The sequence below is a fragment of the Pseudomonas sp. 34 E 7 genome (genome assembly GCF_900005715.1).
Classification (GTDB): Bacteria; Pseudomonadota; Gammaproteobacteria; order Pseudomonadales; family Pseudomonadaceae; genus Aquipseudomonas; species Aquipseudomonas orientalis_A.
Window position 1 is genome coordinate 10,764 of the sequence record NZ_CVTX01000196.1, and the last position, 23,048, is coordinate 33,811.

The following is a 23,048-nucleotide window of genomic DNA, read 5'->3' on the forward strand; positions in this document are numbered from 1 at the left end:
GCTTAGGCTCGGTGTGCCCGAACGCAGGCTTGAATCCGTGGGCCGCCGCAATGGGCCATCCATGGCCCAGTGCGGCTAACCCGGCGTCCTGCCGAGTTACCCACGGATTCAAGCCTGCGTTCGGCCAGCGTGGTTTAACGGGGCGCCTAAGATCAAGAGCGACTCGCTTCGCATCGTGGTTGCCGTTGAGCGCTACAGAGTTGTGTAGATACCTATGCCCGATAGCGGTGGGTCAGTGGGCTTATTCAGTGACTGATACGCTGCCATCGGGGGCAAGCCCTAATGCCAGTCAGTTAAGCGTAGACGGCCCTCTGTAGGAGCGAGCTTGCTCGCGAAAAACTCACAGGCACCGCGTTCATTCAGGAAGCACGCGTTATCGTCGACGTTTTTCGCGAGCAAGAGCTAGGCGCCCCCCTCGCTCCTACAAGAAGCCAGGGCAAGCCCCCTTCCACATTGATCGGAACGGGATGCCGCTTATTGGGCAAGCGGCGTCAACACCTCGGCCTTGTCATCCAGCACCATCACCACCAGTAGCCTGGCGGGCCGGGTCTGGCTGGCGTTGCTCGATTCGAAGTGCCGCGAGCCGGCGGGCTCGTAGAACGAGTCACCGGCCTTGTAGGTAATGGCTTTCTCATCGTTGACCCGTGAGGTGATTTCGCCTTCCAGCACATACGCCACGGCGGTGCCGGTGTGGCTGTGGGGCACGGTGGCCTGGCCGGGAGCGTAGTTCACGGTAAGCATGATGGTTTTCTTGCCGGGCACGTTGGCCAGGGCGTGCTCCTGCAGCACCTTGAGCGTTTCCTGGTGGTACACCGGTTCGTGAGCGTAAGCGTTGAGCGAGGCCAGTATCGCAGCGGTGGCGAGCAGTCGTTTCATGGGGATTTCCACGTAGTTCGAGACCCGTTCACCCTACGCTGGCGGTCTTGTTCGACCAATGACCAATCCTGCGCAAAACCACCTAGCCAATCTGCCGCAGAATGTCGCGGACCTTGTCCAGCGCCGGGTCGATATCAAGGGTTTCGATGGCGCCGAAGCCGAGAATCAGCCCGGCGCGTGGCGCCGTGTCGTGAAAAAACACCTCCAGGGGGTAAAGCCCCACTTGGGCCTTGCGCGCCAGTTGCATCAGCAACGGGATATCCACCGGCACCTTGCACAGCGCGGCCAGATGAAACCCGGCCACCGTCGGCACCGCCTCGAACCAGGGCGACAGGTCACCTGCCAGGCGCTGCAGAATCCGTTCGCGGCGTCCCGCATACACGCTGTGACAGCGGCGAATATGTTTGAGCAGGTAGCCCTCGCTGATGAACTTGGCCAGCGCCCACTGCGGCAGGGTAGAGCTGTGCTGGTCGGTCAATTGCTTGGCCTTGAGTACCGCGCCATGGATCGCCGGCGGCAGCACCGCGTAGCCCAGGCGCAACTCGGGCAGCAGGGTTTTGGAAAAGGTCCCGACGTAGGTCACCACGCCTCGCGTGTCCATGCTTTGCAGGGAGTCGGTGGGGCGGCCTTCGTAGCGGAACTCACTGTCGTAGTCGTCTTCGATGATGATGGCGCCGAGCGCGATGGCGCGGTCGAGCAGGGCCTCGCGCCGCGCCAGGCTCATGGGCATGCCGAGGGGGAACTGGTGCGACGGCGTCACATAGATCAGGCGGGTGCCGTCGGGGATCTGGTCGACCTGTATGCCCTGCGCATCGACCGGCACGCTGGCGACCCTGGCCCCCATCGCCACGAACAACTGGCGCGCCGGGCTGTAGCCGGGGTCTTCCATGGCGACGATGCTGCCTGGTTCCAGTACCACGCGGGCGATGAGGTCCAGCGCCTGTTGCGCGCCATTGGTCACCACGATGTCGCCGGCGCGACCTTTCACCCCGCGGGAAAAGGCGATATGCCCGGCGATGGCCTCGCGCAGCGCCGGCAAGCCTTCCGGTTGGCTGTAGAAACCACTGTTCTGGGCGATACGCCGCAGCGCATCCAGCGTGCAGCGCCGCCATTCCGCTTGGGGAAACTGATTGCGCGTGGTTGCGCCGCCGATAAATTCGTAGCGCAGGACTTCGTCGTGGGCGGGATGATGCATGGGCGAGGGCAGTGCGGCCCATCTGCCCAGGTGGGCGGCGCAGGCCAGGTCGGTGGCGGTCTGCACGCGGTCGGGCTGAGGCGCCCACGCATTGACGAAGGTGCCCCGGCCAATCCTGCCGATCAGCAGGCCTTCGTACGTCAAGGTGGCGTAGGTGTCCGACACGGTTTTGCGCGAGACCCCCAGTTGCTCGGCGAGCAGCCGGCTGGGCGGCAACTGCGCGCCGGCTGAAAGGCGCCCGCAGGTGATGGCTTCGCGCAGTTGCTGGTAAAGCTGGGCAGCCAGGTCCTTGCGGCCGTTGATGACGAGGTGCAGTTCCATGTTTCATCCCAGGACAGATCGATCTGCGCCAAGGTTACGCGCAAATCGATCCGAAGAAACCAGGCGGGGTCAGGACAGGAAACCACCGTCCACATTCAGCGACACCCCGGTGGTGTAGCTGGACGCATCGCTGGCCAGGAACAACACGGCGCCGGCCATTTCGCTGGGGTCGGCCACGCGCTTGAGCGGGATCTGCGCCAGGGCCATCTTCAGGATCGCGTCGTTCTTGACCAGCGCCGAGGCGAACTTGGTGTCGGTCAGGCCCGGCAGCAATGCGTTGCAACGGATGCCGAACGCGGCGCATTCCTTGGCGAACACCTTGGTCATGTTGATCACGGCGGCCTTGGTCACCGAATAGATGCCCTGGAATACACCTGGGGAAATGCCGTTGATCGAAGCCACGTTGATGATGCTGCCGCCGCCGTTGTCGCGCATCAGCTTGCCGGCTTCCACCGACATGAAGAAGTAGCCGCGGATGTTCACGTCGACGGTCTTCTGGAACGCACCGAGGTCGGTGTCCAGTACGTTGCAGAACTGGGGGTTGGTCGCGGCGTTGTTGACCAGGATGTCGAGGCGGCCGAACTGTTCGCGGATGCCGGCGAATACCTGGGTGATCTGTTCCATTTCACCGATATGGCAGGCAATCGCAGTGGCTTTGCCGCCGTCGGCGATGATCGCGTCGGCAACGTGCTGGCAGCCCTCCAGTTTGCGGCTCGAGACAATCACGTGGGCGCCTTGCTGGGCCAGCAACTTGGCGATGGCCTCGCCGATGCCACGGCTGGCGCCGGAAACGAAAGCAATCTTGCCGTCGAGGTCGAACAGGTGGGTCTTGGACATGAGCGGTTCCTTGTGATTGTTATCAGAGCGCGGATTTGCCGATGACCGCCAGGCTCATCTGCTCCAGCAGCTTGTTCATGTGGATGAACTGGGCAAAGCGTTTGTCCTGGGTCTGGCCGTGGAAGAAACGGTAATAAATCTGCTGCACGATGCCGGCCAGGCGAAACAGGCCATAGGTGTAGTAGAAGTCAAAATTGTCGATGCGGATGCCCGAACGTTCGGCGTAGTAGTCGACGAACTGGCGGCGGGTGAGCATGCCGGGCGCATTGCTCGGCTGGCGCCGCATCAACTGCACGGGCGCAGGGTCGGCGGCTTCGATCCAGTAGGCGAGGCTGTTGCCCAGGTCCATCAACGGGTCGCCGAGGGTGGTCAGTTCCCAGTCCAGCACGCCGATGATCTGCATCGGGTTGTGCGGGTCGAGGATCACGTTGTCGAAGCGATAGTCGTTGTGCACGATGCTGGAGGTCGGGTGGTCGTCCGGCATCTTGTCGTTGAGCCAGGCGCGCACGGCTTCCCAGCGCGGGGCATCGGGGGTCAGGGCTTTTTCGTAGCGCTCGCTCCAGCCACGGATCTGACGCTCCACATAGCCGCGCGGCTTGCCCAGGTCGGCCAGGCCGCAGGCGCTGTAGTCGACCTGATGCAGTTCGACGAACTTGTCGATAAAGCTTTTGCACAGGGCTTCGGTACGCGTCGGGTCCAGGCCCAGCTCGGCGGGCAGGTCCGAGCGCAGGATGATGCCGTTGACGCGCTCCATCACGTAGAACTCGGCACCGATCACCGACTCATCGGTGCAATGCACGTAGGCCTTGGGGCAGTAGGGAAAGCCGTCTTTGAGCTGATTGAGAATGCGGTACTCGCGGCCCATGTCATGGGCGGATTTGGCCTTGTGCCCGAACGGCGGGCGACGCAATACGAATTCCTGGTCCGGGTATTCCAGCAGATACGTCAGGTTGGAGGCGCCGCCGGGGAACTGGCTGATCTTGACGGTGCCGTGCAGGCCGGGAATATGCGCATTGAGGTAGGGATCGATCAGGCTGGCATCAAGCTCTTCGCCGGGGCGAATCTGGGTCGATTGGTCGTTAAGCGCCATGCTTATCCCTTCTGCTTATTCTAAAGGCCTTGGACTATTGGCTAATCTAATGCGCGTCGACATGCATCGACAAGGTTGGGGCGGCTTAATAGGTTAGCGTGTTGAAGCAGGATCAGCGTGCCTGATGGGTCATTTATTGGGCGTCGGCAAGGCTACCGGCGTAAGCACCGGGCGGCCGGCAAAGTATTCCACCAGGTTGTCCGCGACCCGTTGCACGGTATCGTGGGCGGCTTCCGGCGACAGGCCGGCCACATGGGAGGTCAGCACCGTGTTGCTCAGGTGCTTGAGGGCGTCGGGCACCTTGGGTTCGTCATCGAATACGTCCAGCGCGGCGCCGCCGATGCGCCGCTGTTGCAGGGCCGCTACCAGGTCGGCGGTAACCACCACGCTGCCTCGGCCGATGTTGACCAAAAAGCCGTTCGGCCCCAAGGCGTCGAGGGCGTGCCGATCAATCAGGTGGCGAGTGCTGGCGCCGCCGGGCGTGGCCAGGATCAGGAAGTCCGAGGTGCGCGCCAGCTCCACGGCGGTTGAGCAGTAGGTGTAATCCACATCATCGCGAGGCTGGCGGTTGTGGTAACTCACCTCCATGCCAAAACCCAGCGCCGCGCGCTTGGCGATCTCCAGGCCGACGGCGCCCAGCCCGAGAATGCCCAACTGCTTGCCGCCCAGGGAAGGGCGCATTACCTTCGGCCATTCGTCGCGGCGCACGGCGGCGTCAGTCTGGGTGATACCGCGCACCAGCGACAGCAGCAACGCCATGGCGTGGTCGGCCACCGACGGTGCATTCACCCCGGCACCATTGGTCACCACAATCCCACGGTTGGCCGCTGCCTGCAGGTCCACATGCTCGTAGCCGGCGCCGATCACGCAGATGATTTCCAACAGCGGCAGCGCGGCGATTTCTTCGGCATACAGCCCCAGTGGCCCACGGGTCAATACCGCCTTGATCTGCCCGCCGTGGAGCTTGATTGCCTGCGCGCGTTCAGCGGGCGTCGGGGCCAGGATCACATGGAAATCGTTGCTCTCGATGATTTGCAGGTATTCATTGATGGTTTCAACCAGGACCAGAACGGTGGTGGGCATGGGCAGCTCTCCGGTGAGTTCGATGCCCGGATTATGCTGCATTTTCGCTGCATGAAATGCCGCAGGCCTGAGAAAGCGCCACTGATTTTGCGAAAAGTACCAGCGTCTCGGCGAGTACGAGACGCTGTTTACGCGCGCTGATTATTTGGCGGACGTGGTTTTTCGTACCTTGCTCTGTTCTGCCGCTACGATGTCCATGTAATCGTAGGTAGGAAAGAACTCCGTCCTGAACGGCCCCCATGCAGAGCGCTCGATCGCAAGATTCACTTCGCGCAGGCGTGAGGCGGGGAAGCGTAGAACGATGACGTGACCGATTCCCATGGCAATGTTCCAACTGACAATTTCTACCCCTTCAGGAGGAAACACCTTGAAGAGTTCCTGCTCCGTGAGTTTGGCTCTTATTTCGTTCAAGTTGCGAGATTGATCATGCTTGAGAAAGACGGTCAACATGACGGCATTGTCAGCACTGACGGCGACAGGTTTTCCAGGGGCGGAAGCTTGTGCATGAACGCCGGTTGAAACAAGGGTAAATAGCAGTAAAGCATAAGCGAATAAAGGTTTTAATATTGTTTTCATTGGGTGAGGCCTTTTATGAGTGTTGTTTTTAGTCGTGAAGTTGACGGTTCAAGGCTGGCGTGTTGGCGTGGTTTTTATTGAGCCTGTATAAGGCGCATGCACAACATATATTCGAACCAGTGGGTTGGAATCGATCATGTCGCGCGGCACTTCGCGGGAATAAGTGAATTCTTGCGTATTCAATGTCTCAAGTTTCCGGACGATGGTTCTTGTTGTCCCTTTGTCGGGTATCAGGATATGGCTTTTTTTGTCACCGGTTACCATGAAGTAACCGCCGCCGCCGTTCTCGTACTTGGACAGCCCGGTATCGCTGTAGAAAAATTCATAGCGGTTGCGGTCGGGGTCCCACAGTGATATGCCGACCACGCCTGGGTACTTGTCCTTTACGTCAATGTCCGGCGCGCCCTCTACATATACTTTTGTCGTCAGCCAGCGGGGGGACGTCGCCAGGGCGCTGGCGTCGGAGTTTTCGGCTGTTGACTGTGCCTGGCTGGTAAGTGGGGAGATTATTCCAACGAAAAGTAACAGGGTGAACAGTAGGTTGTATTTTTTCATAGAGTCGCTCCTGGCGAATTCAGTGTTCGCTTTTGTTGTCATGGTTTCAGAAAGACGGCTTGTTCGTGCTGGGTTGGAATATAGGCTTGACAGGATGAGCGCTCAATACCTGGGCAAATCCTTGTAACAAAAGCGGCGGTTAATAAATTAATAGAAAGTGCGGTGATAAACTCTATGTAGGAATTGTCTTACTTGGGCTGGTTAGTTAAATACTAGTGGGTGCCTGTCAGTGGGTTTAAATCGCAGAACAACGAGCGACTGGGCTGATTTAAATAAATCGAGTTGTGTCAGTGTGCTCATTTTCATCGCGCGTCATGCCCGGCGGGCGGAATCGACGAATGAGGCGCTCGGCTCAGCCTGGCAGGTAATGGCATAAGCGCGAGATCAACGAACAAAAATCGCTCTCAAGCCCCTGCACTGAGTTGCCGTTCCTCAGCTAAGTCTTTGCTTATTCTCAATAATCCCGGACAATCGCGCCCCTGTTGAGGTCGGGGCGCTGCCTGTCAGGTTTTTCTGACTCGTCCCGGCCGTGTGAATGCGGAGATCCGACCGGATGAATGATCAGGCCAATAGCGTCAACGATCGCTATGCAACGACACCTGCAACGCTCACAAGCTGGAGCCGCCAGGACACCACCTGGATGCTTGGGCTGTTCGGCACCGCCATCGGCGCCGGCACTTTGTTCTTGCCGATCAACGCGGGCCTGGGGGGCTTCTGGCCGTTGGTGATCCTCGCGCTGCTGGCCTTCCCGATGACGTTCTTTGCCCACCGTGGGCTGACGCGTTTCGTTTTGTCCGGCCGCGAAGGTTCCGACATCACCGATGTGGTCGAAGAGCATTTCGGGCTCAAGGCCGGTGCCCTGATTACGTTGCTGTACTTCTTCGCGATCTTTCCGATCCTGCTGATCTACAGCGTGGCCCTGACCAATACCGTCAGCAGTTTCATGGAACATCAACTGCACATCATGCCGCCGCCGCGAGCTGTCCTGGCGTTTGTGCTGATCCTGGGCCTGCTGGCGGTGGTGCGTTGCGGTGAACAGGTGATCGTCAAGGCCATGAGCCTGATGGTGTACCCGTTTATCGTGGCCTTGCTGTTCCTCGCCGTCTACCTGGTGCCGCATTGGAATGGCGGCATCCTCAGCACCGCCAGTGAGGTTCCGGCGCCGTCGGCCTTGCTCAACACCTTGTGGCTGGCGATTCCGGTGATGGTGTTTTCGTTCAACCATTCGCCAATCATCTCGGCCTTTGCGGTGGACCAGAAGCGTCAGTACGGCGCATATGCCGACGAGCGCAGTTCAAAGATCCTGTGCCGCGCGCACCTGTTGATGGTGGCAATGGTGCTGTTCTTCGTGTTCAGCTGCGTGCTGACCCTGTCCCCGGCGCAGTTGGCCGAGGCGAAGGCGCAGAACCTGTCGATCCTGTCGTACCTGGCCAACCATTTCGATAACCCGACCATTGCCTTCGCCGCGCCGTTGATTGCGTTCGTGGCGATTGCCAAGTCGTTCCTGGGCCACTACATCGGTGCCAGCGAGGGCCTCAAGGGCCTGGTGCTCAAAACCGGCCGCCGCCCGGCCGCCAAGTCGCTGGACCGCATGACCGCCGCCTTCATGCTGGTGGTGTGCTGGATCGTCGCCACGCTGAACCCGAGCATTCTGCGCATGATCGAGACCCTGGGTGGGCCGGTGATTGCGTCGATTCTGTTCCTGATGCCGATGTACGCGATCCGCAAGGTGCCGGCCATGGCCAAGTACCGAGGGCAGGCATCGAATGTGTTTGTCACCGCCGTCGGCCTGGTGGCGATTACCGCGTTGGTATATTCGCTGGTTGTCTAAGTGCTGACACACACTTCAAAATCGGCAGAGATCCAAATGTGGGAGGGGGCTTGCCCCCGATAGCGGAGTATCAGTCACTTGTGAGTTGACTGAACCACAGCTATCGGGGGCAAGCCCCCTCCCACATGTGTTTTGTGGTGTTGCTGATACTTTATTCCAGGCATAAAAAAAGCCGGGTATCTTGCGATACGCGGCGTTTGTTTACCCGGTGCGTTGGTATATTCGCTGATTATTTAAGTGCTGACACGCGCTTCAAAATCGGCAGAGATCCAAATGTGGGAGGGGGCTTGCCCCCGATAGCTGCGTATCAGTCACTTGTGAGTTGACTGAACCACTGCTATCGGGGGCAAGCCCCCTCCCACATGTGTTTTGTGGTGCTGCTGATACTTTATTCCAGGCGTAAAAAAACGCTTAATCTGCGATACGCGGCGTTTGTTTACCCGGTATTGGATTACCGCGTTGGTATATTCGCTGGTTGTCTAAGTGCTGACACACGCTTCAAAATCGGCAGAGATCCAATGTGGGAGGGGGCTTGCCCCCGATAGCGGAATATCAGTCACTTGTGAGTTGTCTGAACCACTGCTATCGGGGGCAAGCCCCCTCCCACATGTGTTTTGTGGTGTTGCTGATACTTTATTCCAGGCATAAAAAACGCCGCGTATCTTGCGATACGCGGCGTTAGCTACATCAACACACCGTTAAGCTTGAATCACCGGGATGTTGGCGCTTGCCGCGATCTTGCGGAACTCGGCAATCTGGTCGAAGTTCAGGTAGCGGTAGACGTCACTGGCCATAGTGTCCAGTTTCGCTGCGTAGCCCATGTACTCTTCCACAGTCGGCAGGCGACCCAGGGTAGAAGCCACTGCCGCCAGCTCGGCCGAAGCCAGGTAGACGTTGGCGCCGTCACCCAGACGGTTCGGGAAGTTACGAGTCGACGTCGACACTACAGTCGAGTTCGGCTCTACGCGTGCCTGGTTACCCATGCACAGCGAGCAGCCCGGCATTTCCATGCGTGCGCCAGCCTTGCCGTAGATGCCGTAGTAGCCTTCTTCGGTCAGTTGGTGAGCGTCCATCTTGGTCGGCGGCGACAGCCACAGACGGGTTGGCAGCTGGCCCTTGACCTGTTCCAGCAGCTTGCCGGCAGCGCGGAAGTGACCGATGTTGGTCATGCACGAACCGATAAACACTTCGTCGATCTTCTCACCGGCAACGCTGGACAGCAGACGGGCATCGTCCGGGTCGTTCGGCGCGCAGAGGATCGGCTCGTTGATTTCGGCCAGGTCGATCTCGATCACTTCGGCGTATTCGGCGTCGGCATCGGCTTCCATCAGCTCCGGATTGGCCACCCAGGCTTCCATCGCTTGGGCGCGACGTTCCAGGGTACGCGCATCACCGTAGCCTTCACCGATCATCCAGCGCAGCAGGGTGATGTTGGAGTTCAGGTACTCGGTGACGGAGTCCTTGGACAGCTTGATGGTGCAACCGGCAGCCGAACGTTCGGCCGAGGCGTCGGACAGCTCGAAAGCCTGCTCCAGCGTCAGGTCGTTCAGGCCTTCGATTTCCAGGATGCGGCCGGAGAAGGCGTTTTTCTTGCCTTTCTTCTCTACGGTCAGCAGGCCAGCCTGGATCGCGTAGTAAGGAATGGCGTGCACCAGGTCACGCAGGGTGATGCCAGGCTTCATCTTGCCTTTGAAACGCACCAGGATCGATTCCGGCATGTCCAGTGGCATCACGCCAGTGGCTGCGGCAAACGCCACCAGGCCGGAACCGGCCGGGAAGGAGATGCCCATCGGGAAGCGGGTGTGGGAGTCACCACCGGTACCCACGGTGTCCGGCAGCAGCATGCGGTTCAGCCAGCTGTGGATGATGCCGTCGCCTGGACGCAGCGATACACCGCCACGGGTCATGATGAAGTCAGGCAGGGTGTGGTGGGTGGTCACGTCGATCGGCTTGGGATAGGCCGCGGTGTGGCAGAACGACTGCATCACCAGGTCGGTCGAGAAGCCCAGGCACGCCAGGTCTTTGAGTTCATCACGGGTCATTGGACCGGTGGTGTCCTGAGAGCCGACGGTGGTCATCTTCGGTTCGCAGTACGTACCTGGACGAACGCCTTTGCCTTCCGGCAGGCCGCATGCCTTGCCGACCATTTTCTGTGCCAGGGTGAAGCCTTTGCCGGTGTCGACAGGCGCTTCAGGCAACTTGAACAGGTCGGTAGGGCCCAGGCCCAGTTCGGCACGAGCCTTGTCGGTCAGGCCGCGACCGATGATCAGCGGAATACGGCCGCCTGCGCGCACTTCGTCCAACAGCACCGGGGTCTTCATTTCGAAGGTGGTGATCACTTCGTCGGTGCCGTGCTTGCAGACTTTGCCAGCATGGGGGTACAGGTCGATCACGTCGCCCATGTTCATGTTGCTGACGTCGAACTCGATCGGCAGTGCGCCCGCATCTTCCATGGTGTTGTAGAAGATCGGCGCGATCTTGCTGCCGAAGCAGAAGCCGCCGGCGCGCTTGTTCGGCACGTAAGGTACGTCGTCGCCGAAGAACCACAGCACCGAGTTGGTGGCCGATTTACGCGACGAACCGGTGCCGACCACGTCACCGACGTAGGCGATCGGGAAGCCCTGGCCGCGCATCTCTTCGATCTGCTTCATCGGGCCGGTCTTGCCTTGCTCGTCCGGCACGATGCCTTCGCGGGCCATTTTCAGCATGGCCAGGGCGTGCAGCGGGATATCAGGGCGGGACCAGGCGTCCGGGGCAGGGGACAGGTCGTCGGTGTTGGTTTCGCCGGTGACCTTGAACACGCGCAGGCTGATCTTGTCGGCCAGGGTCGGGCGGTTGCGGAACCACTCGCCGTCGGCCCAGGACTGGATCACGCCCTTGGCGTGTTCGTTGCCGTTGCGGGCTTTTTCCGCGACGTCGTGGAAGGCGTCGAACATCAGCAGGGTGTGCTTGAGCTGGGCGGCCGCGACAGGCGCCAGTTCGGCGTCGTCCAGCAGCTCGACCAGCGTCACGATGTTGTAGCCGCCCTGCATGGTGCCAAGCAGTTCAACCGCGCGCTTTTTGTCGATCAGGGGGGAGGTGGCTTCGCCTTTGGCCAGGGCGGACAGGAAGCCGGCCTTGACGTAGGCCGCTTCGTCAACGCCTGGTGGAATACGGTTGGTGATCAGGTCAACGAGGAATTCTTCTTCGCCAGCCGGAGGATTTTTCAGCAGCTCGACCAGGCCTGCGGTTTGTTCGGCGTTAAGCGGCTGGGGAACGATACCCAGGGCGGCACGCTCTTCGATATGTTTGCGGTAGGCTTCAAGCACAGTTATTACCCTCATCAGTGGTCCCACGGGACGCTCATCCAGGAATGACCGGCACGCGTGCGCTCGGGGGCTTTTTGGGCCGCAAAGCCAGCGCTGCCGGCATTCCTTACAGAAGCTGCTTTCAAAGTTTTACGCCTGCAGAACGGAGCTGATGAGGGTTGGCGCGGGCTCTGACCTACCGGGGTCAAACCCGCGCCAACACCGTTCTGAAGGAACGACTGTGCTCGTGACGCTTTGAAAACAGCTTCCAGCGGATTATTGGCGCCTTACAAGGCCGGGTGATTCTACGGCAAAAAAAATCTAAAGGTAAGTTGCGTCGCCAAGTTTGCAGGGTGATCAACCTTAGACAAAGGGCTAACATGGCGCACTGTTTCGCTGATTTGCGTGTTTTCGCCCATGCCCAACCAAACCATCAAGACCCCCTGCGTCGGCCTGTGCTCCACGGTCTACGGCGATCTCGTGTGCCGCGGCTGCAAGCGCTTTCACCACGAGGTGATCCAGTGGAATGGCTATAACGAAGAAGAAAAGCGCGCGGTCTGGCTCAGGCTCGAGCAGTTGCTGGTGCAGGTAATGGCCGGCAAAGTCGAGGTTTTCGACCCCAAGACGCTGCGCGGGCAGTTGGAACAGCGCAAGATTCGATTTGTGCCGCACCAGTCCGAATATTGCTGGGCCTACCAATTGATTGCGCGTGGGGCGCGGGTGATCAATAACCTGGAGGCCTACGGCATGGTGCTGCTACCGGAGTTTCGCGACTGGGCGCTGCCGCAGTTGCGCGATGCCATTGACCGGGAGTTCTTTATCCTTTCCGAGGCACATTACCAGCGCTATATCGCGCCGGGCTTCCTGAAGGATGCATTGTCTACCTGACAATACAAATCCAAAGTGTGGGAGGGGGCTTGCTCCCGATGGCTGAGTGTCAGTTACCAGATGCATTGGCTGACACACTGTCATCGGGGGCAAGACCCCTCCCACATTGGGTTCTCGGTGCCTGAAGGCGCGATGTCAGGACTGGGTGGCGAGTTCTTCCAGATGATCCATCAATGTCTGCGGCTTGAGCACCAGCACGTCGCTTTCCACCGCATCGAGCACCACCTCCGCCGTATTGCCGATCAACGCCCCGGAAATCCCGGTACGCGCCACGGTGCCGATGATGGTCACGGCCGCTTGCCATTTATGCGCCGCGAAGGGAATCAACACATCCGCCGGCCCTTCTTCGATATGCAGGTGTGCGTCATCCACGTCGAATTCGGCCTGGAAGGCTTTGCATTGCTCGCGATAACGCGCCGCGATGGTTTCCCTGAGCTGGAAGGTCGGGTCCGCCGCCGACAGCATCGGCGATGGATGCGCGCTGATGACGTGCAACTGCGCCTTGGCCAGGCTCGCGATATCGAAACCGTGGTCGATGATGGCGTTATGCAGCGCACGGTGTTCGCTGTCGGTATTGCCCACGTCGATGGCCGCCAGAATCACCCGTTCTGCCCAGGGCGTAGCGGTCTTGACCAGCAGCACGGGCGTTGGGCAATAGCGCAGCAGTTTCCAGTCCGCCGGGGCCAGCAGGGCCTTTTTCAACGGGCTGTCGGGTAAGTGCTGCTTGATCACCAGCCCGCAGCCCTCGGCCTGCTGCACCTCGATGATGGTTTCATGCAGGCTGTCGTTCCACGCCTGTTCGGTGGAAACGCTATACCCATCCTCCTGCAGACCGGACTTGAGCAGGCTCAGCAGCGCCGAATGCTCATGCTTCCTGTCACACACCAGCAGATGCAAGTGCGCGCCGGTGACCCCGGCGATCAGCTTGGCGCGCTTGAGGGCCAGGCTCTCGGAATGCTCGGGCTCGATGACCACCAGTATGCTGCGGATGGCTTGCATGGTCGGATCTCCAGGAAGGGGCCTGGAACAACTATAGTTGCTGCTGGCCTGGTGTCATCTTGATGTACATCAAGGCCCATGGCTGGCGGTCTGCAGCGGGGTCGGTATAATCGGCGGCCTTTTGTGATCCTTTGCCCGTGAGCCCGATGATCCTGCCCGAAATCCACGAATTCCTCGGCTGCCGCACCCCTGATGCCTGGGTGCAGGCCGCGCTGGCCGATCAGGAAACCCTGCTGATCGATCACAAGAACTGCGAATTCAAAGCCGCCAGCACCGCCCTGAGCCTGATCGCCAAGTACCACGGCCACGTCGACCTGATCAATATGATGTCGCGCCTGGCCCGTGAAGAACTGGTGCATCATGAGCAGGTCATGCGCCTGATCAAGAAACGCAAGGTCGAGCTGCGTCAATTGTCCGCCGGCCGCTACGCCTCGGGCTTGCGCAAGGTGGTGCGCAACCATGAGCCGGTCAAGCTGGTGGACACCCTGGTGGTGGGTGCCTTCATCGAAGCGCGCAGCTGCGAGCGTTTCGAAGCGCTGGTGCCGCATTTGGATGAAGAACTCGGCAAGTTCTACTTCGGTTTGCTCAAAAGCGAAGCACGGCACTTCCAGGGCTACCTGAAATTGGCGTACCAGTACGGTGACGCCAAGGACATCGCCCAGGTGATCGAGCGGGTGAGGGCGGCCGAGCAGGCACTGATCGAGTCACCCGACGTCGAGTTCCGCTTTCACAGTGGCGTGCCAGCCTGAGGCCACGGCCACGCCGATCAAGGCGCTGATTGCGCTCAGCAGCAGGATGACCGTCTGCGTGCCGAAGGGCGCGGCCAGCACGGCAATCATCAGGCCCGCCAAGGGCTGGGCCAGATTGTTGAGCAAGGTGATCACGCCCACTGTCTTGCCGAAATCCTGCACCGGTATGACCCGCTGACGCATGCTGCGCATGTACACGTTGAACATCTTGTCGAACCCGCTCACCAGCAGGAAGCCCACGGCGTACGCCCACAGGCCGGGGCTGATGGCGGTGACCAGCGCGCCAACGACAATCATCGAATACGACAGCCCGCCGAGCGCCTTCAGCGCCAGGGTCGAACGCGCCAGGTAAAACAGAATCACCAGGGTCACCACCGCGCCGGCGGCCTGCAGCAGGGCGTAGGCGTCTTTATCGGCCGCGTATTGCCCGGTGACCATCGCCGCCGATGTGGCCAGCGTGACCCCGACAATCAGGTTCACACCCACCGCCAGGGTAATGATGCGTTTCAACGCCATCCGGTTGCGGATGTGGCCGAAGGCGGTACGCAAGGGTTGCAGCCAGATACCTGCGGGTTGTTCGTGGAGGGGCAGGTCCACCGTGGTGTTGCGCTGCCAGACTCGCATCGCCAGGTCCGCCAGCACAAACAGCGCGGCGATTGCCAGCACCACCCAGGGCCACTGCCAGACTTCCAGTATCAACGCCGCCACCAAAGGCCCGAGTACCAGGCCGCTCTGGTCGGCGATCTGTGAATAGGACAAGGTCTTGGCGTAGGTGTAGTGGTGGAAGATATGCGGCATCACCACCTCCCGCGCCATGATGCCCTGGGTGGTCAATACTCCGCACACCGCAGACAGGATCACCAGCCACTGGATACCGTCGAACAGCCCGTACAGCGCAACCGCCATCGCGCAGGCCAGGGCCCGATACACTTGACTGACATGCAGGATGCGCACCGGGGAAAACCGGTCGCACAAGGCCCCGCATACGGGGAATGCCAGGTAGCGCGGCAGTGATTCGACAAAGAACGCCAGGCCTGCCCACGACACACTCCGAGTCGTCTGGAACACCACCAGCGGCACGATGAACAACAGGATCTGGTCCGCCAGCCGCGACAGGAACATCGAAACGAAGAACGCCAGGTAATCCCTGCGCATATGACTCCCTGTGAATGGCGTAAAAGATTGCAGGCTATTTGTTAAAAACTCTTAAAAGCATGAAGCTTGCCGACACGGTACACGGGCGCTGCTCTTCTCGACCAGCTTGCCACCTATAATGCCGGCCTTTCAATCTGCGTTCGTACACTGGGAACTTATGGAAAACCTGGGGCTGGGCAAGGTCTTGCTCGTCGAAGACGACGAGAGGCTGGCAGGGCTGATCGCGCATTTTCTGTCGCAACACGGTTTCGAGGTGCGGGTGGTGCACCGGGGCGATCTGGCCTTGGCGGCGTTTCTGGCGTTCAAGCCGAAAATGGTCGTGCTCGACTTGATGCTGCCGGGCCAGAGCGGGTTGCATGTGTGCCGCGAGATTCGCAGCGTGTCGGATACCCCCATCGTGATCCTGACGGCCAGGGAAGATGATCTGGACCATATCCTCGGCCTTGAGTCCGGCGCTGACGATTACGTGATCAAGCCGATCAAGCCACCGGTGCTGCTCGCCCGTTTGCGCGCGTTGCAACGGCGCCAGGCGCCCGAGCCCGTGGTGCGCGGCGCCCTGGCGTTTGGCCGGTTGTCGATTGATCGCAGTTGTCGGGTGGTCAGGCTGGGCGATGAGCAGATCGACCTCACCACCATGGAGTTCGAGTTGCTATGGCTGCTGGCGAGCAACGCCGGAACCACCCTTTCGCGCGACGACATTCTCAACCGTATGCGCGGTATTGCCTTCGATGGCCTGAATCGCAGCGTCGACGTGTATATCAGCAAACTGCGCGGCAAGCTCAATGACAACCCGCGGGAGCCGGTGTGCATCAAGACCATCTGGGGCAAGGGCTACCTGTTCAATGCGTTCGCGTGGGAGGTTTAGGTGCTGCGCCTGTACCTGCGTCTCTATGTGATCCTCGCGCTCGGCCTGGCCGGGGCAATCTGGCTGGTCAATTACGGCCTGGACGCGTACATGCCCGAGTCCAACGAGACCTATAACCGAGAGGCCTTGCGGGGCCCGGCGTGGGCCCTTGTGGAGCAACTGCGGCCGGTGCAGGGCGCGGCGCGCCAGGCACGCCTGGATGAGCTGCAACCGCATTATGGCCTGCGTCTGAAACTGGTGCAGCGCGGCGCCCAGCACCTGAGCGAGCGTGAACAGAAGCTGCTTGCCAATGATCAGGTGGTGGTGCGCGAGGACTTCATGAAGTTTCTCGCGCCTATCGACGACGGCGCGCAATTGCTTGAGATTCGACTGCCGGAAGAGCCCAAGTGGCTGTACCTGTGGGCCTATGGCTTGCTCGGCGTGAGCCTGGCTATCGTCCTGTACTTCTGGGTGCGCCCGCACTGGCGCGACCTGGAACACATCCGCCTGGCGGCGCAGCGCTTCGGCGACAACGACCTCGGCTCGCGCATTCTGCTGCCGCGCCGCTCTACCGTGCGCGCACTGGCCGGGCACTTCAACCAGATGGCCGAGCGCATCGAAAGCCTGATCGCCAACCAGCGCGAGCTGACCAATGCGGTGTCCCACGAACTGCGCACGCCGATTGCGCGCTTGTCCTTTGAACTGGATCAGCTCAAGCAGCAGGCCGATCCACGCCAAAGCCGCCAGTTGATCGCCGATATGTACGCCGACCTTGGCGAGCTGGAAGAGATGGTCTCCGAACTGCTGACCTACGCCAGCCTGGAGCGCGGCGCGACCCAGGTTACCCGTGAAAATATCGAGGCCCAGAGCTGGCTGGACAGCGTGATCGGCAGCGTGACGCTGGAGGCCGAGGCGGCGGGCGTGCAATTGTCGCTGCGCACCTGTGAAGTCGATGTTATTCAGATCGAGCCGCGCTTCATGGCGCGGGCGCTGATCAACCTGCTGCGCAATGCGATCCGTTATGCCGATCGCCGCGTGGAAGTGTCGCTGGTGAAGTTCGGCAGCGGCTATGAAGTGCGGGTCGATGACGACGGCCCGGGCGTGCCGTTGGAGGGGCGCACCAAGATTTTCGAGCCCTTCCTGCGCCTGGATACCAGCCGCGACCGCCGCACAGGCGGCTTTGGCTTGGGCCTGGCGCTGGTCAAGCGGGTCAGCCAGTGGCACGGCGGGCAGGTGCACGTGCTGGATTCGGAGTGGGGCGGGGCGTCGTTTCGGATGACGTGGGCGTATGCGCCATAGTGTGCTCGCCAGCTAAAAGCCGAGCGCCCGATAAACTACAGGCCCCTTAAGGTCCCGGTAGCGGCTCAGCGCGTGAATTGACGAGGCTTGTACGCAACGACAGCGTCTACATATTTGTCCGGTTCCTTTAAACTTGCCACATTAACCCTGATTTTTTGCCCATGGTTTTTATAGATGGTAGGTGTGATTTTTCCTAAAAACTGGTCCTTGAGCAACACGTCGGTCGCTAAATTGACCAGATGCGGCGGTTGCGTTGGATTGGCCTCGGTAACAATTTTGTGCATGTTGATTCTTTTTTTAGTTACATCCGTTGAGCCATAGGTCATTGTCACCGTACCTTCAAACGCTTTTACGGGTTTTTTTATTTCCTGTTGGAATAGACGCGCAAACGATTTGCTTTGCCCTTCTGCCGAATAACAAATTAGCAGGCGCACGTTATCGAAACTGGCAGGGTCCACCCCTTTGCTGCGCAATAATTTAATCAGTCCCGGTGCATCATAGAGCACATCGTCCACAACCACTTTTGCGCCGTTTCCGGATAGCTTGTCGAAAAAACCGCGCTCTACGCCATGGGCGACGATGTTAAGACGGTTTGTTTTTTTGAAAAGATCCGAATACGTGTGTATTTCGTTGCCGATGACGTTAAAGCCGTTCATCGGGCGCCCCATTTGAATCACATTATCCCTCCCGAGTGCGATATCCAACGCACGCTCCCTGCTCGTCAGCCCATGACGATTCAGGCCGGTCGTTGCATCATCGAGGTGCGCGTGCGGTGTGTAATTCTCAAGGGGTTTTCCATACGTGCGGTTCGTTGCGGGGTTGAAGGCATGCCATTTCCCGGTTTTGCCGTCCAACTTGGCAGGTGCAGACAAGGTTGCACTGCCTTTTTTATAGGTGCCCTCGACCACATCGTGACGGGAAGCAAACTTGGACAGTTCATAGCGTCCGGTCCGGGCGCGGGTCAGGTTCCTGAATGGCCCATTGGAGGCATAAGCAGAAATGTTGCGTGCGTTTTTGAACAGTTGGCCACCGAATGTTCGAGCGCTCCTGAGCTGGGAGGGCACTGAGGATAGCCCTCGAACTGCTTTCGGCAAACCCAGTGCGAGCAGCATGACGCCATCAAATACAAGTGAGATGGTCGCTTCTTGCCAGTCGCCCTGAATCGCCTTCCGGATCCCGGACGCAAGCGGGATGGTACCCAGTAAAGCGTTGGTATTGGCTTCGTGGTCGCCGTCTTCTTCGTCAAACTTGGTGGTGTGATGGGCGGCGGCGGTCAGGGCTTTCAAGTCGTAGTCCTGATAGGAATAACGGGTAACCAGGTTAGCGAGAAACTGGCTGCGCGGGCTGTTATAGGAAAAAGGAATAGCCGCTTCACTTGGAACTTTGGCTTGTAAATCCTGAGTCCGTATCTGGGCGTCGACCAGCGGCTCGACAATCACGTTTTTGTAGGTGAATCCTGTCACCGAGTTTGTATTTTTCTCTTCCCATTTGCCTTGCAAGCCGGCGACGGTGGAGCTTGAGCGTATGTAATTTTTGGCTGGATTGAATTCATAGGTGATTGTGCGCCCTTGATGGGTCGCTTTGATCAGCAGGGGTTCGTCGATGTTGCTTTTTTGCGGCTTGGGGTATGAGAGACTGGTGTGGCTTGCGATTCCGGTAGCTGTGAATTTTTCAATCGGCCTTTGACGAAGTATTTCGAGGCTCCCATATTCCAGTTGCTGTCGATCGGCCAGGGGCAATTGTGCAATCAGATGCTTGGTGAGTTTGGTCAATGAACTCGTTCTGCGCCGTTCGAAATCCGCCAGTTCGGTTTGGTGAAGGTCTTTTATATCGGGAAGGATGCTGAGCGCCTGGATCGCTCCAGTCGGAACCTTCTGCTGGTCGGATGAGTACCACTCTTGATTGTCTTTCAGGTCCTCGAGGTTCTGGGAGAGACTCAGGTCCAGCAGCGAATACGGGCCATACGTGACGTCCCACGGCACTGTATTCAATGCATTACTGGTTCTATCCGCGGCTCGGGTGATGACCTTGGCGGTGAGGTCGACATTTTTAATATGCTTGCCCATCAGTTCCAACGCCTTGTCCTTCAGAAGGGGCAGGGGCGCGCTCAAGTCGGTGCTGACAGTCGTCAGCCCGGCCATCACCCCGGAGAACGTGCTGTGCGCCGCGTTCAATTGCTGGGCCGAATAGTCGCCCGTCGTGGAGGCCGGCAGGACCCCGAACATCAATGCCCAATCGATCAATGCGTCCTGCTTGACCTCATCGAGCAGCTGTTCATCCTCGTCCGTGATGGGTTCCAGACTGCCGTAGTTTGCCACCTGGTCAAAGGTCATGTTTGCGCAACTGCCGGGGCTCTTTGCCTCGATGAAGGCTGCCGTGACTTTCAGGCTGAACCAGCTGGGCGAGCCGTAGGTCACGTAGTTGGGAATATCTTTGACCAACAGTTCAGGTGGGGCCAACAGATAGGCGGCCGTGGGCGCCAAATCAGGGTTTGCGCGCCCGCTGGACACCAGGTGTTGCTCAAGGCCTTTGCGGATAGTCTGCAACGGCTTGCCGTAAAAGGCTTTGTCGGCCAGATCATAGCCGGCCACTTCGTTTCTCTTGGCGGGTTCCATCCAGGATGGAGAGCCCAGTCCCAACGCCATCGCTGCCAAGACCCAGTCGGAACTGTCTTTATCCTCTGCGGCCCCCATCTTCTTTTGGAGGGCGGCTTCCAACTCCCTGGCTTTGGGTGACGCGAGAATCTCCCTCAATATTTGGCGAGGATATTGAAGCTGCTGGGAGGTGAAGTGCAGGTTTTTTGTCAGGTAATTAAAGGCCCCCCCGGTTCTATCGCTGGCGTGCGTGCCGCCGAGTCCAGGCAGTTGCAAATTGTTATAGGCGATGTGCGAGTAAACCTGCTTTTGTTCATACAGGCTCAGAGGCACCGCCCAACCCAAGGCACCCTTGAAGTTGCCATCGGGCAGGGCCAGCAGGACGTCATGCTTGAGGTGTTCAATAAGGATTTTTATCTCATCTTTCGTTTCCGGAATCTTACGGCCGCTATCGGCGATGAATTTTTCAATGCTGACGTTATCCTCGGGCGTCAACTGCGCGTCCTGGAAGTACCAGGAAGCGGGGTCGATCTGTACGTGGTTACTCTGCAGAAACTCCTTGATCCGGGCTTTTTCGATGCGCTCGGCAGCCTCGGGCGTCTGCGGCTCGGCGATGAAATGCGGCCGGGTGTCAGCGGGCTCGGGCGAGGGGCTGAGTGCCTTGCTCAGCTGCTGGAACAGTCGGTTTTTATTGTTGATATCGCCCAGCGTCTTGTGTTGCCGCTCGAGCGTCTCTTCAGATCCCCGCTCAAGCTGTGCGCTTGACAGGGAGGTATCGGGCATCGGAAACGCGCCTTCCTGTTTCAGCTCATTTGCGCGGTCCACGGCCTGCTGCCGGGTATCAGGAAAAGATTCGCCGTAAAACTTGGCGATCTCGGAAAGCGTGGCAGGACGCTCGGCGTGTGCGCTGGGGGAGGACTGGCCAGGGGCAGGTACTACGACGGAGCTGCGATCGCCTGTCAAGGTGCTCGCGGCTTGCATGATCAGCCGCCAGGAGTCCGGCATCGGTTTGCCCTGTCCAGGGCTGAACACCTGCAGTTGCGCAGGATAATGATGGGACCGGGGTTTGAGCGTCGCGGTGATGTGTTCCTGCGACCCGCTCGATTGAGGGGAGATGCGAATGGGCTTGGAACGATCAATGTTATTGAAGTCCGCCCATTGCTGAAAGTCGGGCCCTGCGAGCAAGTCATCCAGGTGCTGGCGCCATTGTCCGAACTTTGAGTCGAGAGAGACGGGTAACACCGGGGTGTCGTATTTGCCGCCACTCGCGTCAACTGCCGCATTGACCAGTTCGGCCGCAAAAGCGGCGGCAAGTTGGCTTTCCGCTTTGTAACCTGGTGAGCGCTTGATCAGCTCAATCCATGAAGGGGTCGGGGTATCGTGCTCGGCAGGCGAAATCGCCGTGGCCGTATTCGCTGCAGCGGGCTCGGTGGAAGAGGGTTGCTCGGTAGGAAGATGTTCTGCAGTGCGTTGAGAGATAACGGGCATCGCTGGACTCCGGAAAGGCGACTTAGCTACCGCACGTTTCGTACGTGCGGCAGTGCTAATCCGTCGTCGATTTCCGAAAGCACGTTCCCGCTTTGACTATTGCAAGATTTTTACCGAGCTACCCAACCCCATCCGTACAGGTTTTGTGCCAGGCGTCAGTGATCAATCGCGCTCAAGATCGCATGGGCCACTTTCACCCGCTCGGCATTCGGGTAGTTCCTGTTCGCCAGGATCACCACGCCGATGTCCCTGCTCGGCACATAGGCCACGTAGGCGCCGAAGCCACTGGTAGAACCGGTCTTGTTGTACAGCACGTTGCCGGGTTGCGCCTGGGCCGGTTTCAGCCAGTTGACCCGGTGCGGCTCCATCGCCATCGGCGTTGAGTTGCCGTCGATCAACGTTTGCACGGTGATGGGGTAGGGGTAGCGTTCCCAGCCCAGGCCCTGGGTCATGTCGCCGACCGTGTAGTAACCGGTGTGGGTGGTGGCGATCGCCTGTTGCAGCGCCTTGCTCAAGGTCTCGGGGTGCATGTTCAGCATTACGTAGCCCGCCAGGTCCTGGGCGCTGGTCTTGATACCGTAGGCTTCACTGTCCAGTGCGCCGGCGCCCACGCGCACCGGCTTTTCCTGTTTATCGTAGCCTTGGGCATAGCGGCCGAGCTGGTCGGCAGGCACGTTGATATGGGTGTTTTTCAGGCCCAGCGCCGGGAGCAGCGTCTGCTCCATGGCGACGTTGAACGGCTGGCCCAGGCTTTTGGCCGCGAGGTAGCCGAACAGGCCAATGCTCGGGTTGGAGTAGAGACGCTGTGTGCCGGGGCTGTAACCGGGTTGCCAGTGGGTGTAGTAACCGAGCATGGTCGCGGCGCTGTCAGCCGCCGGCGGGAATTGCAACGGCAGGCCGCCCGCTGTGTAGGTCGCCAGTTGCAACAGGCTGATGCGGTCGAACGCGCTGCCGGCCAGTTCGGCCCAGTGCTGGCTGGCGCTGTCCGACAGCTTCAGCTTGCCGCTGGCCAGGGCATAGCCGCCGAGCGTTGCGGTGAAGGTCTTGGTCACTGAGCCGACTTCGAACAGCGTGTCTTGAGTGACAGGTTGCTTGCTCTCCTTGGACGCTACGCCGTAGTTAAAGTATTGCGCCTGACCGTTCCTGACCACGGCCACCGACAGTCCGGTAATGTGCTGCTGCTGCATGAGCGGTTTGACATTGCTGTCGACCACATTGCGCAGGTCAGCAACGGCCATGCAAGGGCCAGAGACCAGCAATAACGATAAAATCAGGAGGTTTCGTACGCTAAGACAGGATTTTTCGTGCATGTTATTTTCGCTTCCATGTAACGGGTTGACGAATGCCGGGGGCCTGCGCGGGCGTCGCCAATCTAGGCGTT

At 59.5% G+C, this 23,048-nt stretch carries 17 protein-coding genes; 5 read left to right on the plus strand and 12 right to left on the minus strand.

Features of this window, described 5'->3' with window-relative positions:
- Window positions 1-474 precede the first annotated feature (474 nt).
- The 7 genes from BFP96_RS28430 to BFP96_RS28460 all read right to left on the minus strand — a co-directional run bounded on the left by BFP96_RS28430 (window position 475) and on the right by BFP96_RS28460 (window position 6,533).
- A complete protein-coding gene (locus BFP96_RS28430) occupies window positions 475-876 on the minus strand; it encodes a cupin domain-containing protein (RefSeq protein ID WP_065937455.1) in 402 nt (133 codons plus the stop codon).
- Window positions 877-958: 82 nt separating this feature from the next.
- Window positions 959-2,392, minus strand: a complete 1,434-nt coding sequence (locus BFP96_RS28435) for a MocR-like pyridoxine biosynthesis transcription factor PdxR (RefSeq protein ID WP_065937456.1) — start codon at window positions 2,390-2,392, stop codon at window positions 959-961.
- A gap of 69 nt (window positions 2,393-2,461) precedes the next feature.
- Window positions 2,462-3,229: an SDR family oxidoreductase gene (locus BFP96_RS28440; RefSeq protein WP_065885280.1), complete on the minus strand. Its 768-nt coding sequence runs from the start codon at window positions 3,227-3,229 to the stop codon at window positions 2,462-2,464.
- A 22-nt stretch (window positions 3,230-3,251) separates the two neighbouring features.
- Window positions 3,252-4,319 carry a phosphotransferase family protein gene (locus BFP96_RS28445; RefSeq protein ID WP_065937457.1) on the minus strand — a complete coding sequence of 356 codons (1,068 nt, stop codon included), beginning with the start codon at window positions 4,317-4,319 and terminating at the stop codon, window positions 3,252-3,254.
- A 129-nt stretch (window positions 4,320-4,448) separates the two neighbouring features.
- Window positions 4,449-5,402 carry a 2-hydroxyacid dehydrogenase gene (locus BFP96_RS28450; protein ID WP_065895441.1) on the minus strand — a complete coding sequence of 318 codons (954 nt, stop codon included), beginning with the start codon at window positions 5,400-5,402 and terminating at the stop codon, window positions 4,449-4,451.
- A gap of 141 nt (window positions 5,403-5,543) precedes the next feature.
- Window positions 5,544-5,978, minus strand: a complete 435-nt coding sequence (locus tag BFP96_RS28455) for a hypothetical protein (protein ID WP_065937458.1) — start codon at window positions 5,976-5,978, stop codon at window positions 5,544-5,546.
- A gap of 48 nt (window positions 5,979-6,026) precedes the next feature.
- On the minus strand, window positions 6,027-6,533 hold the full coding sequence (locus tag BFP96_RS28460) for a DUF4822 domain-containing protein (RefSeq protein WP_065937459.1): 507 nt from the start codon (window positions 6,531-6,533) through the stop codon (window positions 6,027-6,029).
- A 553-nt stretch (window positions 6,534-7,086) separates the two neighbouring features.
- On the opposite strand from BFP96_RS28460, the gene BFP96_RS28465 reads away from it, so the two are divergent.
- Window positions 7,087-8,364 carry a serine/threonine transporter gene (locus tag BFP96_RS28465; protein WP_065937460.1) on the plus strand — a complete coding sequence of 426 codons (1,278 nt, stop codon included), beginning with the start codon at window positions 7,087-7,089 and terminating at the stop codon, window positions 8,362-8,364.
- A 698-nt stretch (window positions 8,365-9,062) separates the two neighbouring features.
- Here the strand turns inward: BFP96_RS28465 and acnB are convergent.
- The gene (gene acnB, locus BFP96_RS28470) at window positions 9,063-11,672 is read right to left on the minus strand and encodes a bifunctional aconitate hydratase 2/2-methylisocitrate dehydratase (RefSeq protein WP_065895402.1); all 2,610 of its coding nucleotides are present in this window, start codon (window positions 11,670-11,672) and stop codon (window positions 9,063-9,065) included.
- A gap of 396 nt (window positions 11,673-12,068) precedes the next feature.
- On the opposite strand from acnB, the gene BFP96_RS28475 reads away from it, so the two are divergent.
- Entirely contained in the window at window positions 12,069-12,539 is a 471-nt protein-coding gene (locus BFP96_RS28475) for a DUF1289 domain-containing protein (protein ID WP_065895403.1), read from the plus strand.
- Between the two features lie 135 nt (window positions 12,540-12,674).
- On the opposite strand, the gene BFP96_RS28480 is transcribed toward BFP96_RS28475, so the two are convergent.
- Window positions 12,675-13,538 (minus strand): universal stress protein, encoded by an 864-nt coding sequence (locus tag BFP96_RS28480; RefSeq protein ID WP_065898325.1) that lies wholly within the window; start codon window positions 13,536-13,538, stop codon window positions 12,675-12,677.
- A gap of 146 nt (window positions 13,539-13,684) precedes the next feature.
- Here BFP96_RS28480 and BFP96_RS28485 point away from each other — a divergent pair, with 146 nt between their 5' ends.
- Window positions 13,685-14,287 carry a tRNA-(ms[2]io[6]A)-hydroxylase gene (locus BFP96_RS28485; RefSeq protein ID WP_065937461.1) on the plus strand — a complete coding sequence of 201 codons (603 nt, stop codon included), beginning with the start codon at window positions 13,685-13,687 and terminating at the stop codon, window positions 14,285-14,287.
- Here BFP96_RS28485 and BFP96_RS28490 read toward each other — a convergent pair.
- The gene (locus BFP96_RS28490; RefSeq protein ID WP_065937462.1) at window positions 14,243-15,442 is read right to left on the minus strand and encodes an MFS transporter; all 1,200 of its coding nucleotides are present in this window, start codon (window positions 15,440-15,442) and stop codon (window positions 14,243-14,245) included. The genes BFP96_RS28485 and BFP96_RS28490 overlap by 45 nt on opposite strands.
- A 157-nt stretch (window positions 15,443-15,599) precedes the next feature.
- Here BFP96_RS28490 and BFP96_RS28495 point away from each other — a divergent pair, with 157 nt between their 5' ends.
- Complete coding sequence (locus BFP96_RS28495) at window positions 15,600-16,307, plus strand: winged helix-turn-helix domain-containing protein (protein ID WP_065885289.1); 708 nt, start codon at window positions 15,600-15,602, stop codon at window positions 16,305-16,307.
- Window positions 16,308-17,585, plus strand: a complete 1,278-nt coding sequence (locus tag BFP96_RS28500) for an ATP-binding protein (RefSeq protein ID WP_065937463.1) — start codon at window positions 16,308-16,310, stop codon at window positions 17,583-17,585. It abuts the gene before it with no gap.
- 65 nt (window positions 17,586-17,650) lie between these two features.
- Here BFP96_RS28500 and BFP96_RS28505 read toward each other — a convergent pair whose 3' ends face one another.
- Both BFP96_RS28505 and ampC read right to left on the minus strand, forming a co-directional pair.
- Window positions 17,651-21,667 carry a hypothetical protein gene (locus BFP96_RS28505; RefSeq protein WP_065937464.1) on the minus strand — a complete coding sequence of 1,339 codons (4,017 nt, stop codon included), beginning with the start codon at window positions 21,665-21,667 and terminating at the stop codon, window positions 17,651-17,653.
- A gap of 155 nt (window positions 21,668-21,822) precedes the next feature.
- Window positions 21,823-22,977 (minus strand): class C beta-lactamase, encoded by a 1,155-nt coding sequence (gene ampC, locus BFP96_RS28510; protein ID WP_065898322.1) that lies wholly within the window; start codon window positions 22,975-22,977, stop codon window positions 21,823-21,825.
- Window positions 22,978-23,048: the final 71 nt, after the last annotated feature.

Bases quoted from the DNA above. Each gene is read 5' to 3' on its own strand.
- BFP96_RS28440 (WP_065885280.1), bottom strand. From the start codon at position 3,229: ATGTCCAAGACCCACCTGTTCGACCTCGACGGCAAGATTGCTTTCGTT.
- BFP96_RS28495 (WP_065885289.1), top strand. From the start codon at position 15,600: ATGGAAAACCTGGGGCTGGGCAAGGTCTTGCTCGTCGAAGACGACGAG.
- BFP96_RS28455 (WP_065937458.1), bottom strand. From the start codon at position 5,978: ATGAAAACAATATTAAAACCTTTATTCGCTTATGCTTTACTGCTATTT.
- BFP96_RS28505 (WP_065937464.1), bottom strand. From the start codon at position 21,667: ATGCCCGTTATCTCTCAACGCACTGCAGAACATCTTCCTACCGAGCAA.
- BFP96_RS28480 (WP_065898325.1), bottom strand. From the start codon at position 13,538: ATGCAAGCCATCCGCAGCATACTGGTGGTCATCGAGCCCGAGCATTCC.
- BFP96_RS28465 (WP_065937460.1), top strand. From the start codon at position 7,087: ATGAATGATCAGGCCAATAGCGTCAACGATCGCTATGCAACGACACCT.
- BFP96_RS28450 (WP_065895441.1), bottom strand. From the start codon at position 5,402: ATGCCCACCACCGTTCTGGTCCTGGTTGAAACCATCAATGAATACCTG.
- BFP96_RS28435 (WP_065937456.1), bottom strand. From the start codon at position 2,392: ATGGAACTGCACCTCGTCATCAACGGCCGCAAGGACCTGGCTGCCCAG.
- BFP96_RS28445 (WP_065937457.1), bottom strand. From the start codon at position 4,319: ATGGCGCTTAACGACCAATCGACCCAGATTCGCCCCGGCGAAGAGCTT.
- BFP96_RS28490 (WP_065937462.1), bottom strand. From the start codon at position 15,442: ATGCGCAGGGATTACCTGGCGTTCTTCGTTTCGATGTTCCTGTCGCGG.
- ampC (WP_065898322.1), bottom strand. From the start codon at position 22,977: ATGCACGAAAAATCCTGTCTTAGCGTACGAAACCTCCTGATTTTATCG.
- BFP96_RS28485 (WP_065937461.1), top strand. From the start codon at position 13,685: ATGATCCTGCCCGAAATCCACGAATTCCTCGGCTGCCGCACCCCTGAT.
- BFP96_RS28430 (WP_065937455.1), bottom strand. From the start codon at position 876: ATGAAACGACTGCTCGCCACCGCTGCGATACTGGCCTCGCTCAACGCT.
- BFP96_RS28475 (WP_065895403.1), top strand. From the start codon at position 12,069: ATGCCCAACCAAACCATCAAGACCCCCTGCGTCGGCCTGTGCTCCACG.
- BFP96_RS28460 (WP_065937459.1), bottom strand. From the start codon at position 6,533: ATGAAAAAATACAACCTACTGTTCACCCTGTTACTTTTCGTTGGAATA.